This window comes from Streptomyces sp. NPDC002773, assembly GCF_040295605.1.
Taxonomy (GTDB): domain Bacteria; phylum Actinomycetota; class Actinomycetes; order Streptomycetales; family Streptomycetaceae; genus Streptomyces.
Genome location: NZ_JBEOVO010000028.1, coordinates 81,196 through 97,980 on the forward strand (window position 1 = coordinate 81,196; position 16,785 = coordinate 97,980).

General features: G+C 70.9%; 17 protein-coding genes and 1 pseudogene. 10 read left to right on the plus strand and 8 right to left on the minus strand.

The features are described from left to right. Positions 1-216 precede the first annotated feature (216 nt). Positions 217-684, minus strand: coding sequence for a hypothetical protein (locus ABT034_RS27480; RefSeq protein ID WP_351219723.1), 468 nt, complete (start codon positions 682-684; stop codon positions 217-219). A 305-nt stretch (positions 685-989) separates the two neighbouring features. On the opposite strand from ABT034_RS27480, the gene ABT034_RS27485 reads away from it, so the two are divergent. The 3 genes from ABT034_RS27485 (at position 990) to ABT034_RS27495 (ending at position 3,465) form a co-directional block, all read left to right on the plus strand. After that, a complete protein-coding gene (locus tag ABT034_RS27485) occupies positions 990-1,631 on the plus strand; it encodes an RNA polymerase sigma factor (protein WP_351219724.1) in 642 nt (213 codons plus the stop codon). Then, the gene (locus ABT034_RS27490) at positions 1,628-2,623 is read left to right on the plus strand and encodes a CU044_5270 family protein (protein WP_351219725.1); all 996 of its coding nucleotides are present in this window, start codon (positions 1,628-1,630) and stop codon (positions 2,621-2,623) included. Before ABT034_RS27485 ends, ABT034_RS27490 begins: the two co-directional genes overlap by 4 nt. A 167-nt stretch (positions 2,624-2,790) precedes the next feature. Then, a complete protein-coding gene (locus ABT034_RS27495; protein WP_351219726.1) occupies positions 2,791-3,465 on the plus strand; it encodes a peptidase inhibitor family I36 protein in 675 nt (224 codons plus the stop codon). 834 nt (positions 3,466-4,299) lie between these two features. Here the strand turns inward: ABT034_RS27495 and ABT034_RS27500 are convergent. Then, positions 4,300-5,275 (minus strand): annotated as a pseudogene (locus tag ABT034_RS27500) (XRE family transcriptional regulator). Between the two features lie 229 nt (positions 5,276-5,504). Between ABT034_RS27500 and ABT034_RS27505 the strand changes: the two are divergent. Further along, on the plus strand, positions 5,505-6,530 hold the full coding sequence (locus ABT034_RS27505) for a hypothetical protein (RefSeq protein ID WP_351219727.1): 1,026 nt from the start codon (positions 5,505-5,507) through the stop codon (positions 6,528-6,530). Between the two features lie 75 nt (positions 6,531-6,605). On the opposite strand, the gene ABT034_RS27510 is transcribed toward ABT034_RS27505, so the two are convergent. The 4 genes from ABT034_RS27510 to ABT034_RS27525 all read right to left on the minus strand — a co-directional run bounded on the left by ABT034_RS27510 (position 6,606) and on the right by ABT034_RS27525 (position 10,823). After that, complete coding sequence (locus tag ABT034_RS27510; protein WP_351219728.1) at positions 6,606-7,754, minus strand: GGDEF domain-containing protein; 1,149 nt, start codon at positions 7,752-7,754, stop codon at positions 6,606-6,608. Between the two features lie 80 nt (positions 7,755-7,834). Then, positions 7,835-8,632, minus strand: coding sequence for an enoyl-CoA hydratase/isomerase family protein (locus ABT034_RS27515; protein ID WP_351219729.1), 798 nt, complete (start codon positions 8,630-8,632; stop codon positions 7,835-7,837). A 67-nt stretch (positions 8,633-8,699) separates the two neighbouring features. Beyond that, positions 8,700-9,839, minus strand: coding sequence for an adenylate/guanylate cyclase domain-containing protein (locus ABT034_RS27520; protein ID WP_351219730.1), 1,140 nt, complete (start codon positions 9,837-9,839; stop codon positions 8,700-8,702). A 138-nt stretch (positions 9,840-9,977) separates the two neighbouring features. After that, positions 9,978-10,823 carry a biotin--[acetyl-CoA-carboxylase] ligase gene (locus tag ABT034_RS27525; protein WP_351219731.1) on the minus strand — a complete coding sequence of 282 codons (846 nt, stop codon included), beginning with the start codon at positions 10,821-10,823 and terminating at the stop codon, positions 9,978-9,980. 134 nt (positions 10,824-10,957) lie between these two features. Between ABT034_RS27525 and ABT034_RS27530 the strand changes: the two genes are divergently transcribed. Together ABT034_RS27530 and ABT034_RS27535 are read left to right on the plus strand one after the other, a co-directional pair. Further along, positions 10,958-12,559: an acyl-CoA carboxylase subunit beta gene (locus tag ABT034_RS27530; RefSeq protein WP_351219732.1), complete on the plus strand. Its 1,602-nt coding sequence runs from the start codon at positions 10,958-10,960 to the stop codon at positions 12,557-12,559. Between the two features lie 28 nt (positions 12,560-12,587). Beyond that, positions 12,588-12,800: an acyl-CoA carboxylase epsilon subunit gene (locus ABT034_RS27535; RefSeq protein WP_351219733.1), complete on the plus strand. Its 213-nt coding sequence runs from the start codon at positions 12,588-12,590 to the stop codon at positions 12,798-12,800. Positions 12,801-12,933: 133 nt separating this feature from the next. On the opposite strand, the gene ABT034_RS27540 is transcribed toward ABT034_RS27535, so the two are convergent. Further along, positions 12,934-14,319 (minus strand): MFS transporter, encoded by a 1,386-nt coding sequence (locus tag ABT034_RS27540; protein WP_502973069.1) that lies wholly within the window; start codon positions 14,317-14,319, stop codon positions 12,934-12,936. A 37-nt stretch (positions 14,320-14,356) separates the two neighbouring features. Between ABT034_RS27540 and ABT034_RS27545 the strand changes: the two genes are divergently transcribed. From ABT034_RS27545 to ABT034_RS27555, 3 genes are all read left to right on the plus strand, one after another. Then, positions 14,357-15,025 (plus strand): TetR/AcrR family transcriptional regulator, encoded by a 669-nt coding sequence (locus ABT034_RS27545; protein WP_502973070.1) that lies wholly within the window; start codon positions 14,357-14,359, stop codon positions 15,023-15,025. Between the two features lie 71 nt (positions 15,026-15,096). Beyond that, positions 15,097-15,225 (plus strand): morphogenic membrane protein MmpB, encoded by a 129-nt coding sequence (gene mmpB, locus ABT034_RS27550; protein WP_261993113.1) that lies wholly within the window; start codon positions 15,097-15,099, stop codon positions 15,223-15,225. Between the two features lie 39 nt (positions 15,226-15,264). Beyond that, a complete protein-coding gene (locus ABT034_RS27555) occupies positions 15,265-15,870 on the plus strand; it encodes a nucleoside triphosphate pyrophosphatase (RefSeq protein WP_351219735.1) in 606 nt (201 codons plus the stop codon). A gap of 11 nt (positions 15,871-15,881) precedes the next feature. Here the strand turns inward: ABT034_RS27555 and ABT034_RS27560 are convergent, their stop codons facing one another. Further along, a complete protein-coding gene (locus tag ABT034_RS27560; protein WP_351219736.1) occupies positions 15,882-16,337 on the minus strand; it encodes a hypothetical protein in 456 nt (151 codons plus the stop codon). A gap of 355 nt (positions 16,338-16,692) precedes the next feature. Between ABT034_RS27560 and ABT034_RS27565 the strand changes: the two genes are divergently transcribed. Then, on the plus strand, positions 16,693-16,785 hold a 93-nt coding region (locus tag ABT034_RS27565), incomplete at its 3' end, for a biotin carboxylase N-terminal domain-containing protein (RefSeq protein WP_351219746.1).

Consider the following 16,785-nt stretch of genomic DNA (forward strand, 5'->3'; position numbering starts at 1 on the left):
TCGCGGTGGTCAGCGGGTAGGCCACCCTGCGACCCCTGCCGTGGAGGGTCTCGGTGTGAAACTCGACGGGTCGAACAAAAGGTGCACGCCTCGTATGTAAGGCCCGAGGTCCTGGCCGGATTCATGAACGGTGTTCGGGCCCAGCTCGCCCCGGGAGCCGCGCTCGTCGAGGGCCAGGCGGCACCAGCCGCTCCACGATCCCACGACCTGCCGCGCCTACGACTCGCCTGAGCAGTCGGCCTCGGTCCAGGTCGCCTGGAGGTCACGGCAGACAATCGTGAGGGCGCCGTCCCAGCAGGCGATCTCATGGCTGCAACCGTCTCTGTGCGGCAGGATCTCGTCGAGAAGCACAGCCCCGAGGTCCGTGTCTTGCTCCCTGTCGGCGGGATCGGTGATGAAGCTGGACACGCCTGTGTAGCGGATGACCAGGTCTCGGTCATGCTTCCAGCAGTTGTGCTGGAACTCGACCTCCATCTCCTCATCGCCGGCCCCCCTGACGGCCCGAAGCGTCAGATCCTTCACGCATCGCTTGCTGCGGAAGTCGTAGTGGTCCGTGTCAGTGGCGAAGGTCCGGGCCCCCGGCGGCAGATCACCAGAGATCGAGGGCAGATGCTCCAGGTAGCAAGATGGGCTCAAGACCCCTGACAGGTCGCCGACCTGCGCATCGAGATTGACGTACTCCATCGCTCTTCGCCCCTGCTCGTGACTCCCTGTTGGCCGATAAATCGTCACACAGACTCACCAGACAAGATGACGTCTAAAGACGCTTTTGCGAAGGGTGCGTCTGCACGGCGAGGGTTACGAGGGCGGCGCACCGTTGCGGAAGCCAGGTAGCCGCTGTGAAGACGGGGCACAGAACCAGCACCGCAGGAGGGCGCACACCAGCTCGCACGGCTCGCGATTGCCCCTCTGGCTACTGTTCCGCCCTCTCTGCTCTGCTCTGATGGAGGAGAAATGGAACCGGAAGAGCTGTGCGGACACTTCTTGCTGTGGAGCTTCCCTTGAATGAACGGGTCCGGTCCGGTGACCGGGCGGCGTTCGCTGAGATCTTTGACGAGCATGCGCGCGTCGTCTACGCCCATGCCGTTCGCACGACGGGCGACCGGGCCCTCGCCGAGGACGTCATGTCCCTCACTTTTCTGGAGGCCTGGCGGTTACGCGACAAGCTGCGCGGCGAGGTCAGGAGCGTCCGGGCATGGCTCTTGGGCATCGCGACCAATGTCATGCGCAACACCTCCCGGTCGGCCCGCCGGCACCGTGAGGCAATGTCCCGCCTGTCCCTTCCCGAACCGTTGCCCGACTTCTCGGACGAGGTGGTCGGGCAGATGGTCGATGCCCAGCGGCTGGCCGCCGCTGCCCGCGCCTTGCAACGCCTGAAGCGGACCGAGCGCGAGGTCTTCGCGCTGGTGGTCTGGTCCGATCTGGGATACGCCGCGGCGGCCGAGGCCCTGGGAATCCCGGTGGGCACGGTGCGCTCCCGGCTTTCACGCGCGAGAGAGAAGCTGCGCCGGCTCGTTGACGAGGAGCTGGCAGCAGATCCGCCCGCTGTGGAACCGCAGAGCGGCAGCGGACACATACCGGATAGCGGGGTGGCAGCAGCCCGCGCTTCCCACAGGAGGGGTACACGATGAACGCGGAGCAGCGGGAACAGGCAGAGCGGGAGCAGGCGAGGCGTGTCCTGCCGCCGACCCCCCACCCGGATCCGGCACCCGGACGAACGGAAGCCCGCCGCCGGCATCTCCTGAGCGAGATCGACCGGCAAACGCACGCCCGTTCGGCCCGCCCCGTCCTGCGGCCGAAGCGCCGCATGGCGCTGGTGCTGGGCGCAGCGGTGGCCGCCGGCGCTGCCGTCGTGGTTCTCAGCCTCGGATCGGGAACCACCGGCGCCCCGAACGTACCGCCGGCCTCGGCGGCATCGGTCCAGGTGCTGGAGAGGGCCGCGCTGGCTGCCAACGCGACGTCGCAGACGAAGGTGCTTGACGGGCAGTACGTGTACGTCAAGACGGTCGGCTACACGTCGGTACTGTCCGAGAACAAGGCCGGGCAGATGGAGCTCCTGCGCGAGGACGAGGGCATGGAGCAGTGGACGTCGGTGGACGGCAGCGAGCCGACTCTGCAGCGCAAGGCCGGCAAGAACAAGCTGCTGCCGAAGGAGGGCCCGGCCAACCTGAACTCGCCGACGTACAACTTCCTGGCCGCCTTGCCGACCGACCCCCACGCCCTGTTGAAGCAGATCCGTGAGGACGCGGAGAAGAACCACGGCGCCGGTTCGGACTCCACGACGGGCCCGGACCAGGAGGCCTTCGTCACGATCGGCGATCTGCTGCGCAACGGAGTAACTCCCCCCGCGACCACTGCTGCGCTCTACCGTGCCGCCGCCCTCATCCCCGGGGTCGACATCGCCCCCGACGCCGTGGATGCTGCCGGGCGTCGCGGGGTTGCCGTCGCCCGAGTACACGATGGCGAACGCAAGGAGTGGATCTTCGATGCGAGTACGAACCGGCTCCTGGGCGAGCGCACGGTTCTCCTGAAGGACAACGCCTGGGGCAAGGCCGGCGCCGTCGTCACCTCCGTCGCCCTCGTCAGCAGCGGAATCGCCACCGAAGCCGGACAAACGCCATAAAAAAACTCGCACGCAGAGCTTCATGCCGATCACTAGGCGTACAGGGTCGAACATTAGGACGATTACGGTCGAGAATGCGCCAGCGTCGATCATGGACGCCTTCTTTGCCCGGGCTTTGCTGTGGGATGCCTGTGAACCACTCGCACAATCATCACAGGAGAAACAGCATGCGCCTTGCACGCACTCTTGTCCCGGTCGTCACCGCCCTGTGCGCCCTGACGGCAGGCACCGCGACCGCAACCGCGGCACCGGAGCCCTCCGCGACGCCCGAGTTCGGATTCGCCACGCAGGACAAGGAGACCCAGCTGCAGCAGGAGCTCGCCAAGAGCAAACCGGTCATCGCCACCTACAAGGGCAAGAAGATAGACCTGTCCCAGGGCTGGCAGGGCGCCCAGGCCTGTTCCGAGGTGCCGAGCGGCGAGGTCTTCTGTTACGACACGGTCGCGCAGGCGGACCGGGCACTCGCCGCTCTCGCCCCGGCCGCCGAGAAAGGCCGCAAGAGCGCTGGCGTAGCGGCGAAGGAGACCGGGCAGCTCGGCCCCACCGCGGCCAGTGACTGCACCTACGGGTGGGTGTGCCTGTGGGAGCACTCCAACTTCAGCGGGCGTCGACTGCAGTGGTCCGCTAAGGGCACCAAGCAGCTCTCAGACTGGAGCTTCCGGGATCAGGCCAGTTCCGGCTGCGTCAACCGCGACATGCAGGGCGCGCTCGTGTACGACGCCCGCACGGCCCAGCTCGACCCGTACATGGCCCTGGGCAACCTCGGCTGCTACGACTTCACCAAGGCCAGCTACCCGGGCGGCGGGAACTGGAACGACAAGGCCGACTACATGGAGATGTGACCCGCGAGAAGGACCATCGTGCTGACGATGTCCCAGCCGTTGGAGCCCCGAGCAGACAGGTGAAGGGCGCCAGCTGATCCGACACCGTCCCCCGAACGCAGGGGGCCGGAGCCAATGCCAGTGGCTCCGGCCCCCTGCCGTACGACTGTACCTACCCACACATCCGCTCCGGACGGCACTGCCAGCGGCTTTAAGCGCTGGTCCTCAGCGCCTGATGGTCTGTCTGAGGGTGGATTTCCTGCACAAACTCGGGGATTCACGTCTGCTGGGAACTCCCCTGGGCTGATTGCCTTGAGTAGGACGGAGTTATCTACGTGCGCTGCCCCTTTGGTCCCTCTCCCCCCACCGGGAATGACCAGCGGGGCCTGAAGTCCCGCCAACCGACGACCGAGACTCGCTAAGCACAGCCCGGCCGCCCCGTTCAACTACCGCGCACCCCAACCGACCGAACTGCACCCACCGCCCCCGCCACAAACCAAGCCCCCACCCACCCCACCCCACGGCAAGAACCGACCGGAGCGATGCCCGGCCTTCCCCAACCCACCCACCCGACAGACGCCCACGGCGCACAGCCATCCACCTCCCGTCCGCGTAGGCCCGGGCCCCCGGCCGCCCTCCGAGTGTGAAAAGGCGGCCTCCGCCGCCGGGTCAAGGGTGGAGCGAAGCGGAATCGGCGCAGCCGACGCGACGCAGGAGCGCTCTTGACGCGGTGGTGGAGGCCGCCACACTCGGAAAGAGGGCGGCCGCACCAGAAGCCCGCCGGAAACCCCCCTCCCCCAGAGCCTCAGAGACCCCCACCCCTGTCAGATGCGGCCTCAAACGGCGGGCGCGCGCCTACGCCTTGATCTCCCCCACCAGCATCCTGAGCGTCAGGCTGTGCTTCTCCGGCGGCAGGGCGGCCATGGCCCGCGCCGCGTACGTCACGCCCCCTGCACGATCCCCCGATCGCGTCAGCATCAGGGCCCGGTGCAGCTCCAGGTGCGTGGCGAAGCGCGGCAGCTCCGCGGGTAGCTCGGTGCGGGCGGAATCCTGCGCCTCGACCGCCCCCTTCTCGTCGCCGAGCCGGGCAAGCAGCAGGGACCGGAAGACGTTCAGCCGCCACCATGGCACTGCGTAGTCGGAGGTCTGCTCGTACGAGCCCGCGTCGTCGAAGATCTTCCGCCCCAGTGTGCCCAGCGCGCGCGCCGACGCGTGGTCGCCCCGGAGGGCGGCGGCATGAGCCTTGCCGTACACGGCGTTCAGCAGGCCGAGGGAAGGCCGGTCGCCGATCTCCATCGCCTGGTCGGCGAGCACGTCGGCCACGCCCAAGGAAGCCCCTCGTACCCGAGGGCGATGGCGGCGCGCCCCGGCACCCACACGCGCGCGTGGGAATCGCCGGACTCGTCCGCCGCCCGTGCGGCCATCCGGTACCAGTGCACCGCCTTGGACCCGCCCGCCCCCGGGAAGGTCTTCGCGTACAGCGTCATCAGCCTCGACGCCACCGACCACAGGCGGGGCTGATCCAATTGCTGCTGAACCACAATGAGTTCGCCCGACACGCGAGCCGTTGGATATCGGCCGCGCCCATCGACATGTAGTCGGGGCCGTACGTGGCGAGCCTGCCCTCCCAATCGTCCACCGAGGGGCCGCCCGACAGCCGGGCGGCAAAGCCGGCGGACAGGAGGTCGGAGGCCGCCACCGGAGCTATCGCGGCCCCGGCGACATCGGTCAGGAACGTTCGTCGCTTCACTTCACCCTCAAGAACAGCCAGGGGCACGTAAGGAAGTAAGTCCGCATGAGCACGCCGCCAAAGGAAGTTCACCCCGCCCACCCCGACTCGGAGCCCGAGGCCGCCCCCGCCCCGCCCCCCGTCCCCTGCCCGCTGGGAGGCGGCGGTCGACCAGTGCTGGACGGCGAGCCCGGCGGAACGGGGGTGCCTTACCCCGCGCGGGGCCGTACGGGGCATCACCACCCCGTCGCCGGTCCCACCCCCGTTCCCGAGTCGGCCAACACGCGCCCCGACCAGGCTGGATGAGGGCCCCGACACTAAGGTCGCCTCCATGAAGAGGACCACGCCGACCCGTCCGCTCGACGTCGAAGAGCTCTTTCCGGAGCTGGCCGCCCACCGGGGTACGACCACGCGGCTGCACCCGAGGCCGGGGCGGCCCGGCCTGTCCGAGAGTTCCGTCGGTGGGCCGATGCTGTGGCCGGCGGACGAGCCGTGGCCGGTGTGTACCGAGGTCCACGGCCGGGGGCGCGGGCGGCGTCCGGCGGATATCCGCCGCAAGCGCGAGGTCATGGCCGTCGCGGAGGCACGGGACCCGTACCAAGGGCTGACGGAAGAGGAGCGGCGGCTCGTCGAGGAGTTGGAGCGCGAGCACCACGTGCCTGGGGCGAGCGAGAGCGATCCGCTGCCCATGATCGGCGTCGCGCAGCTGTACGCGCGCGATGTCCCGGATCTCCCGGCCGGCCCGGACGGTGCCGACCTGCTCCAGGTCTTCTGGTGTCCCTTCGACGCCCACCGCCCCACCGGCTACAGCATGCTGCTCCACCTGCGCTGGCGCAGGGCGGCGGAGGTCGTCGACGTCCTGGCGTCGCCGCCGCAGCCGGAGGTCGTCGGCTACGAGGGTTACGTCCCCGATCCCTGCGCGCTGCATCCGGAGCAGGTGGTCACGTACCCCTTCGCCGGGCTGCTGCCCGAGGACCTGTGCGCGCGGATCTACGCCTGGGAGGAAGCGCTGGAGGAGGAGGCGGAGGAGCGGGAGGACGAGGCCGACCCCGTGGCCTACCAGTACGACCTGTCGATCCCGCCCGGCTGGCGGGCCGGCGGATACGCGTCCTGGCACCTGACCGACCCGTACCCGATGGACTGCCTGACCTGCGCGACCCCGATGCGTCTGCTGCTCACCGTCGACACGTCCGAGTGGGACGGCGGCAGCGGTAGCTGGACCCCGCTGGAGGAACAGGGCTCCCGCCCCCGCCCGGCCTCCGTACCCACCGGGGTCGTCGTCGGCAACCACGGCGAGCTGAACGTCTTCGCCTGCCCCGGAGATCCCGCGCACCCGCCGCGCTGGAGCATCCAGTAAGCGCCCAGTAAGCGGCTAGTTGGGGATCACGCCACGTACGCCCGTCGCGGCTCCCAAGACCCCCCGCCCCCGCCCTCAAGGAAGTTGCGGCGGGTGCTCGCGTGGGGGTTCCACCGGTGGGGCGTCCCTGAAGCGGCGGCGGTCTCTACCGCCCGGTGGGGCGTCCGCGAGGCGGATCACTGTGCCGTCGCGGCCCGCCACCACTGGTTTCGTCGAGCGGGCCGCCTTGGCCTTGTACTGGGCCGCGTCGGCGAGCCGGAAGAGGCGGCGGGCCGACTTGAGGGGGCCGATGGGGTCGCCGGTGGACGCCACCCCGCAGGCCACGCCCTCCCCCAGCTCCAGTTCCGCCGCCCGTACGCACAGTTCCTCGGCGACCGCGACCACCTCGTCCGCCGTCGGGCCGACCGTCAGGAGGCAGAACTCGTCGCCGCCCAGGCGGGCCGCGAGCGCGCCGGGCAGTTGGGCGCCGCAGCGGGAGAGGACGGAGCCGAAGCGTTCGAGGAGCCGGTCCCCCACCGCGTGGCCGTGGGTGTCGTTGACGCGCTTGAGGCCGTTGAGGTCGCAGACCATGAGGCTGACGACGGAGCCGTCCGCCCGGTAGCGCTCGATGGCCTCGTCCAGACGGGTGTCGACGGCCCGCCGGTTGGCGAGACCGGTCAGGGGGTCGGTGAAGGCCAGTTTGCGGACCTCCTCCAGGCGCTCGGCCTGGGCGATGCCCGCCGCGACGACCGACGAGAGCACGGTCGCGAAGTCGGCGTCCGCCCGGGTGAAAGGTTTCTCCTGCGGGGGGCGGGCCACGTACAGCTCGCCCCACGCCCGCCCGTGCAGCACGATCGGCGCCACCACGCAGCAGCCGCGCCCCCGCCGCCGCAGCCCCGCCACCCGGCCCGTCCGCACCGGGTCGCCTGCGGTCTCCACCCAGGCGTCCGGCTCGCCGCCGCCCGCCCACCGCGCGTGCAGGAACTCGGTGATCTCGGGGAACTGGTGCACCGGATACGTCTCCGAGTCCGGGAACTCCTCCTCGCCCTCGGCCCGCTCCCCCGCGTTCACCAGGACCTTGAGGCGGCCGTGGTCCCGCTGCCAGACCGACAGGGCGGCGAAGCTCCCGTCGAGCCCCTCGCAGGACCCGAGCGCCGCCGCCCGCCAGAACTCGCGTGGAGTGTGCGCCGCCGCCATCCCCTGCGCCAGCGCCACTACGGCCCGAAGCCGCCCGTCCTCACCCATTCCTCCAGCTTAGGGAGGTTTGACCCGATTTCCCTTTCGAGACGTCACCGTCCGTGACATTTAGTACAGAACGGGAGGGATTACTCGCCCGGCCAGTTCGGCTTCCGCTTCTCGTTGAAGGCCGCCACGCCCTCCGCCCTGTCCCCCGAGAACGCCACCGAGCGCCAGGCCGCGTCCTCCACCTCCAGGCCCGCCCGCAGGTCGAGGCCCTGACCGAGCCGCATCGCCTTCTTCGCCGCGCGCAGGCCGACCGGCGAGTTCGCCGCGATCCGCCCCGCGAGGTCCAGTGCCGCCGTCCGCGCGTCCTCCTCCAGGAGGTCGACCAGGCCCAGCTCGCGGGCCTCCGCCGCCTCCACCCGACGGGCCGTGAAGACCAGCTCGGCGGCGCGCGCCGCGCCCACCCGGCGCGGCAGCAGCTGCGTACCGCCGCCGCCGGGGATGACGCCCACGGAGACCTCGGGGAGGCCGACCACGGCGGTCGCGTCGGCCACGATCACGTCGCAGGCGAGCGCCAGCTCGAAGCCGCCGCCGAGGGCGTACCCGTGCACGGCGGCGACGGTCGGCATCGGGAGCTCCAGGACGCCGGTGTAGGCGGCGCGGGCGGTCGGCCGCTGGCGTACCAGCTCGGCGTCGGTGAAGGAGTTGCGCTCCTTGAGGTCGGCGCCGACGCAGAAGGCGCGGTCGTTCGAGGAGGTGAGGACGGTGACGCGGACGGAGGGGTCGGCGGCGAGCGCGTCGCAGGCGGCGGCGAGGGAGCGGGCCATCTCGGAGGAGACGGCGTTCATCGCCTTGGGCCGGTCGAGGACCAGCTCGGCGACATGGCCGTCACCCCCGCCCCTCCGGACCACCACGAACTCACCGAAGCGCTGCTCGGACATGACCGCACACCCTCCCGACCGGGACCCGCCCGTTAACGGCTGTTAACCGGCGTTCACGGGAGTGATCCTAAGTCGGGCGGCGGGTCAGGAGCCAGGGTTCGACGACGCCGAGGCCTCGGACCGGGCGCTGCCACATCGGCTGGAGCGCGAAGCGGTACGTGGCGGGCTTGCGGCCCTCCTTCTCGGCGCGGGCCGCCTGCTCCGCCGCCTCCGTCTCCGACACGGGCGCCTCGCCCGTCCTGGACAGCTCCTCCGCGAGGGCGCCGTCGACGAGGACGGCGTCCTTCGGGGCTATCGAGGTGAGGCGGCTGGCGAGGTTCACGGTGGTGCCGAAGACATCGCCCATCCGGGTCGTGACCGTGCCGAAGGCGATGCCGACGCGCAGCGCGGGCATGGTCTCGTCATGGCTGAGGGTCTCGATGAGCCGCAGCGCGATCTCGGCGGCCGTGCCGGCGTCGTCGGCGGCGTACAGCACCTCGTCGCCGAGGGTCTTGATGAGCCGGCCGCCGTGCGCGGCGACGAGGTCGGCGCAGGTCGTCTCGAAGGCCTCGACCAGCTCGCCGAGCTCCTCCTCCTCCAGGCGGCGGGTGAGCCGGGTGAAGCCGACGAGGTCCGCGAAGCCGACGGCGAGCCGCCGGTCGACCATCTCCTCGTCGTCTGCGGCCTGCACGACGCGGCCGGTGGCGGCGGCGAGCTGCCGCCGCCAGACGTAGATCAGGAACTCCTCCAGCTCGGGCAGGAGCAGCTCGACCAGGGGGTACGTGACCTCCGTACGGGTCATCCCGGGTTCCGGCGGCTCGGTGAGGCCCTCCAGGAACGAGTCGATCTGCCACTCGGCGAGCCGGGCGGTGGTCTGACCGGTGGAACGGGCGACCTGCACCGCCATCGGCTCGCTGAGCAGCCCGGCCTCGACGAGACCGGCGAGCCGCCGCAGCGCGAGGACGTCGGCCTCGGTGAGCGCCTTGGCCTGGCCGATGTCGGCGAAGCCCATGGCACGCCAGAAACGGGAGGCGAGTTCCATGGAGACGCCCGCGGTGCGGGCGGCCTGGAACGGGGTGTAGCGGCGGTCGGCGCCGAGGATGAGCTGTTCGAGGCGGATGGCGAGCGGGTCGTCCGTCGGCTCTGCCGTGTGGTCGACCTCGTGGTGGGGGGTGGGGTACGTGGGAGGCTCGGGCGCGCCGCCCTCGTTCTCGTCGTCGACGGTCACCGGCCGCCTCCTGCCCGTTCCCTGCCCACTTGCCCTGCCGATCTGTCGCCTGGATCGCGGTCCACGATACGGCAGGTGTGGAATAGCTCACGCGTTGGCGCCGACCGCCGGGGGTGGCGGGCGGATCCCGGACAGGCCCTAGGACCGCAGGTGGACGATGTCGCCCGCTCCCACCGCTTCCGTGCCGCCGCCCTCCGTGGCCACGACCAGGCGGCCGTCGCCGTCCAGGGCCACCGCTTCGCCTTCCAGCATGCGCTCGCCGGGCAGGTCGGCCCTGACCCGGCGGCCGAGGGTCGCGCAGCCGGCCGCGTACGCCGCCTGGAGGCCTGAGGCCTCGGGGTCGCCGTCTGCCCGTACCCAGTCGCCGTACCACTGGGCGAAGGAGCGCAGGACGGCCCGCAGGAGGGTGTCGCGGTCGGTGGAGACCGCGTCGGCGAGGAGGAGGGAGCCGGCGCCGGGGACGGGCAGTTCGTCCTCGCGGAGGGTGACGTTGAGGCCGAGGCCGATGACGACGGCGTCCTCGCCGGCCCGCTCGGCGAGGATGCCGCCGGTCTTGCGTTCCTCGCCGCCGACGGAAACAAGCAGGTCGTTGGGCCATTTGAGCGACATGTCGACTCCGGCGGCCTTCGCGAGGCCGGTCGCGGCGGCCACTCCGGTGAGCAGCGGGAGCCAGCCCCAGCGGTGGACGGGCACGTCCGGCTTGAGGAGGACGGAGACGAAGAGGCCGGAGCGGGCGGGCGCGATCCAGCTGCGGTCGAGGCGGCCCCGGCCCGAGGTCTGCTCCTCGGCGACGAGGATCGCGCCCTCGGGCAGCGTGTCGGCGCGGGCGGCGAGGTCGCTGTTGGTCGATCCGGTGGTCGGGACCACGTCGAGCGAGGTCCACGGGCCGTCGGGGAGAACGAGGGCGCGGCGCAGGGCGGCGGGGTTCAGCGGGGGCCGGTCGAGGTCGGACCAGGGCCCGCCGGAGCCTTGAGAGGACGTCATGCAAGCCAGAGTAGGTGTGGCAAAGACCGCAGTGCCGAACCGTATCGGCGTCGATACGCTACGGCTCAGTAGCTGAGCAGTAGCCCATTCGTAGTCAACGAACCCCCCGTGACCAGGCAGGGAGCCGCATCCCGATGTCCGAGCCGGCAGAGCAGTACGAGATCGACATTCACACGACCGCAGGCAAGATCGCGGACCTCAAGCGCCGTATCGGCGAGGCCACCCATGCCGGCTCGGAGCGTGCGGTGGAGAAGCAGCACGCGAAGGGCAAGCTGACCGCGCGGGAACGGATCGCGCTGCTGCTCGACGAGGGGTCGTTCGTCGAGTTGGACGAACTGGCCCGGCACCGGTCGAGCAACTTCGGCCTGGAGAAGAACCGCCCGTACGGAGACGGTGTCGTCACCGGGTACGGCACGGTCGACGGGCGCCCGGTGGCCGTCTTCTCGCAGGACTTCACGGTCTTCGGCGGCGCGCTGGGCGAGACGTACGGCCAGAAGATCATCAAGGTGATGGACTTCGCCCTGAAGACGGGCTGCCCGGTCATCGGCATCAACGACTCGGGCGGCGCCCGCATCCAGGAGGGTGTGAGCGCGCTCGGCATGTACGGCGAGATCTTCCGCCGCAACACCCACGCGTCCGGGGTGATCCCGCAGATCTCCCTGGTCGTCGGCCCGTGCGCGGGCGGCGCGGTGTACTCGCCCGCGATCACCGACTTCACGGTGATGGTGGACCAGACCTCGCACATGTTCATCACGGGTCCCGACGTCATCAAGACGGTGACGGGCGAGGACGTGGGCTTCGAGGAGCTGGGCGGCGCCCGGACGCACAACGCGACCTCGGGCGTGGCGCACCACATGGCGGGTGACGAGAAGGACGCCATCGAGTACGTGAAGTCGCTCCTGTCCTACCTTCCGTCGAACAACCTCTCCGAGCCGCCGACCTTCCCCGAGGTCGCGGACACCGAGGTCACGGACGAGGACCGCGAGCTCGACACGCTGATCCCGGACTCGGCGAACCAGCCGTACGACATGCACCGGGTCATCGAGCACGTCCTCGACGACGGCGAGTTCCTGGAGACGCAGTCGCTGTTCGCGCCGAACATCCTGACCGGCTTCGGCCGGGTCGAGGGCTTCCCGGTGGGCGTGGTCGCGAACCAGCCGATGCAGTTCGCGGGCTGCCTGGACATCGACGCGAGCGAGAAGGCCGCGCGGTTCGTCCGTACCTGCGACGCCTTCAACATCCCGGTCCTGACCTTCGTGGACGTGCCGGGCTTCCTGCCGGGCGTGGACCAGGAGTACGGCGGCATCATCCGGCGCGGCGCGAAGCTGATCTACGCGTACGCGGAGGCCACGGTCCCGCTGATCACGGTCATCACGCGGAAGGCCTTCGGCGGCGCGTACGACGTCATGGGCTCCAAGCACCTGGGCGCGGACCTGAACCTGGCGTGGCCGACGGCGCAGATCGCGGTCATGGGCGCGCAGGGCGCGGTGAACATCCTGCACCGGCGCACGATCGCGGAGGCAGGGGACGCAGACAAGGCAGAGGCGGAGCGGGCGCGGTTGATCCAGGAGTACGAGGACACCCTGCTCAATCCGTACACGGCGGCCGAGCGCGGGTACATCGACGGTGTGGTCATGCCGTCGGACACGCGCCCGCAGATCGTGAAGGGGCTGCGTCAGCTGCGGACGAAGCGGGAATCCCTGCCTCCGAAGAAGCACGGCAACATCCCGCTGTAAATCCCTCCCGGACCTCGAAGGAGTCGTTGTGATCAAGGTCGTACGGGGAAACCCGACCCCGGAGGAGTTGGCCGCCGCACTGGCGGTGGTTCAGGCCCGGGCCGCGGCCACGGCGGCGGCGTCCGCCGGGGGCGGCGGCCCGGTGGTGCCGGAGGGGTGGTCGGACCCGTCCCGTATCGCGAGGGCGGTACGGCACCGGCCGGGGCCCCGGGCGTGGGCGCGGTCGTACTGGCCGGTGTAGTCGCCTGGCCGCCGCCTGGTAGCCGCCTGGTCATCGCGTGAGGAAGGGCCGGACGCCGTGTGCGGGGGGTCCGGCCCTTCTCGTACGGCCGTTTCCAGTCCGGTCTCGTGCGGTCACGTCCGGTCGCGTCCGGTCACGTACGGCGCAGGAAGAGGCCGACCAGGACGGCTCCTGCGGCGACGATCGCGGCGTTGACGAGGACCGCGAGGCCGATGCCGTCGAGCAGGACGGGCGTGGTGACGACGACCGCGCTCATGATCGGGGTGCCCATGGTGATGCCGATCTGCTGGGTCATGGTCGCGAGGCCGGTCGCCGTGCCCTGCTCGTGGTCGGGGATGCCGGAGGTGGCGGTCACCATGAAGCCGACGATGGCGAGCATGTTGCCGACGCCGCCGGCGAAGGTCGCGGCGAGCAGCAGCCAGAGGCTGCCCCGGTCGTCGCCGAGGCCGTAGAGGGCGAGGGTCGCGACGGCCTGGAGGAGCCCGCCGGCGACGAGCGCGGTGCGGGCGCCGTAGCGGCCGATGAAGCGGGAGGCGAACACTCCGCCGATGACCGTGCCGGCGCCGAGGACGCCGAAGGAGAGTCCGGCGGCGAGCGGGGAGAAGCCCAGGACGTCCTGGAGGTAGAGCGTCATCAGGAAGACCAGCGAGGTCTCGGTCACGAAGGCGACGAGGCCGGCGAGGTTGCCCCAGACGACGGTGCGGCGCGTGAGGATCCGTACGGGCACGAGGGGCGAGGCGGACCTGCGCTCCACGAACCAGAAGGCGACGAGCAGGGCGACGCCGACGACGAGGGCCCACGGTTCGGTGGTCAGTCCGTAGACGAGGGCGAGGAGTCCGGCGGTGACGGTGATCGCGCCGGGGACGTCGAGGCGGGGCCGGACGGCGGGGCGGCTCTCCTTGAGGACGACGGGGGCGACCAGGAGGACGGCGAGGACCACGGGCACGTTGACGAGGAAGGCCCAGCGCCAGGAGAGCAGGTCGGTGAGGACGCCGCCGAGGATCGCGCCGGTGGTGAACCCGGCGGACATCAGGGCGCCGTTGAGGCCGAGCGCGCGGGCGCGCAGGGGGCCCTCGGGGAAGGAGGAGGTGAGGAGGGAGAGGCCGGCCGGGGTGACGGCGGCGGTGGCGAGGCCCTGGGCGACGCGGGCGGCCATCAGGACCTCGGGGGTGGTGGCGAGGCCGCCGACGAGGGAGGAGACGCCGAGGAGGGCCATGCCGCCGAGGAAGAGGCGGCGGCGTCCGACGAGGTCGGCGACGCGCCCGAAGAGCAGGGTGAATCCGGCGGCGGCGAGGGCGAAGGCGGTGGCGATCCACTGGAGGCCGCCGAGGGTGAAGCCGAGTCCCTCGCCGATGACGGGCAGGGCGACGTTCAGGATCGAGAAGTCGACGGCCAGCATGAACTGGGCGAGGAGGAGGACGACGAGGACGAGCCGCATCCGGCCGGTCATACGGGTGCCGTCCGCGTGCTCCTCGGACTTGGGCTGATCTACGGGCTTGGGGTGATCCAGGGCAACCATGCGTACGACCCCTTAATGGGACACTAGTTCCGTTAAGATGTCCCGTACCGTAGCAGAGTCGATGGCGTTAATGGAACAGGAGACCCGTTTGACTGAGAGCCAGCCGGCCTCGCCCGGCACCCTGCGCCCCGGCGGCCGTACCGCGAAGGTCCGCAGGGCCGTCCTCGACGCCACTCAGGACGCCCTCGCCGAAAGCGGCTTCCACGCCCTCAACATGGACCGGATCGCCGCGGGCGCCGGCGTCGGCAAGACCACCGTGTACCGCCGCTGGGGCACCCCCGTCGGCCTGGTCACCGACCTCCTGCACGACATGGCCGAGCAGTCCCTGCCCGCCTCCGACACCGGGGGCCTCGCGGGCGACCTGCGGGCCAACGCCGAACTCGTACGGGACACCCTCACCGACCCCCGGATGGGCGCCGTCTTCCGCGCGGTCATCGCCGCGGGCGCCTGCGACGAGGAGTGCGCCCGCGCGCTCGCCGACTTCTACCGGACCCGGCTCGCCGAATGGGCCCCCGTCGTCGCCAGGGGCGAGGCGCGCGGCGAGATCCCGGCGGGGACCGACCCGGTCGAACTGCTCCGCGCCGTCTCCGCGCCGCTCTACTACCGCTTCACCGTCACCCGCGAGGAACTCACCGCGGCCGTGGTGGAACGGGCGGTCGCGGCGGCGCTCGCGGCGGCGCGGGACGGGGTGTTCCTCCGCGAATAGTCCTTCGGTACGGGGGCGCCTGAGTATCCGTACTCAGGCGCCCCACCGGTCCCGGCCGCAGGATCGGAGGCATGCTGTGGTCGGACCCGAAGAATCAGCCGCCGAAGTTCATGCGCGACATGCAGGCGATGCTCCGCCGCGCGGGCGTGCTGCTGGCGCTCGCGATGGTGGTGGCCATGTTCGCGGTCAGCGCGCGCTAGCGCCCGCCCCTGGCGCGGCCACTGGCTACGCTGGCCCCCATGACTGCTGAACCGCGCCGTGTCGTGCTCGCCTCCGCCTCCCCCGCCCGTCTCGGGCTGCTCCGTCAGGCCGGTCTCGCCCCCGAGGTGATCGTGAGCGGGGTCGACGAGGACAAGGTGCACGCCCCGACTCCGGCGGAGCTCGCGCTCACCCTCGCGGAGGCCAAGGCGGCCCATGTGGCGGCGCGCCCCGAGGCGTTCGGCGCGCTGGTCATCGGCTGCGACTCGGTCCTCGAACTCGACAAGCAGGCTCTCGGCAAGCCGGCCGACGCCGAGGAGGCCACCGCCCGCTGGAAGGCGATGCGCGGGCGCGTCGGCATCCTCCAGACGGGTCACTGCGTGTACGACACGACCGCCAAGCGCTTCGAGTCGGCGACCGCCTCCACCGTGGTCCGCTTCGGCGAGCCGACGGACGAGGAGATCGCCGCGTACGTGGCGAGCGGTGAACCGCTGCACGTGGCGGGCGCGTTCACCCTGGACGGGCGCTCGGCGCCGTTCATCGACGGCATCGACGGGGACCCGGGCAATGTGATCGGCCTGTCGCTGCCGCTGCTGCGCAGGCTCCTCGCGAAGCTGGACGTGCAGATCACCGACCTCTGGGCCTGAGGTCGCGTGACCTACGCGGCCGCCGGGGCCTCTTCGGGGGCCTCGGCGGCCCTGTCGTACCCCTCGCCGTACGCCACGAGGGTGAGCACGATCAGGCCGAGGACGACCACCAGGAAGGTGAACGCCGGCCACCCGAGGAGCCCCACCGCCACCGCGGCGAGGATCCCGTGGACGACCGCGCAGCCGATGAGCAGGCCGCGGGCGGCGCGTCCGGGGCGGCGGTCGCGGATGCCCGCGAGGAGGGCGGCGAGGGAGCAGAGGACGAGGGCGATCCCGGACCCGATGCCGAGCGCCCAGGTGCCGGTGTACATCGCGTCGGGGTCCATGCCGTCGAGGGACATCGACTGGGCCTTCACGAAGCGGGCCATCACGGCGTTGACGGCGACGATCCCGGGCGCTTCGAGGAGCAGCACCGCCGCTGTCACCAGAGCTATCGGTCTGCGGGCCACCTCGGCCACCCCCTGCATTCGGCTGTTACCGACAGTACGATCGACAGCGCGAAGGCTACTGGCCGGTAAACCTCTGGACAAGAGCGTGGCCACGCCGGGCGGCGGCGGACGGCCCGGCAAAGAATCACCGACCCGTTCGTAGGGACCCCACAAAGAAACCCGAATGGCGACTGGCCGTGCGAACAGAGACCTGCGCCACACCTCGGAGCTACTGTGCCGTAAAGGAACCCTGCGTACCGTGGTGCGACAAGGGAATTCACGACCCGAGCAGGCCCGGGGTCACGCTCCGTGTGGGCAAGCTCACCACTGGGGACGGGTCGAAAGGCCGTGTCGGCAGTCCCTAAACTCAGCTTGTTTCAAGGAGGGAGCCATCGTGCGCAAGGTGCTCATCGCCAACCGTGGCGAAATCGCTGTCCGTGTGGCCCGGGCGTGCCGGGACGCGGGTATCGGCAGCGTGGCCGTGTAC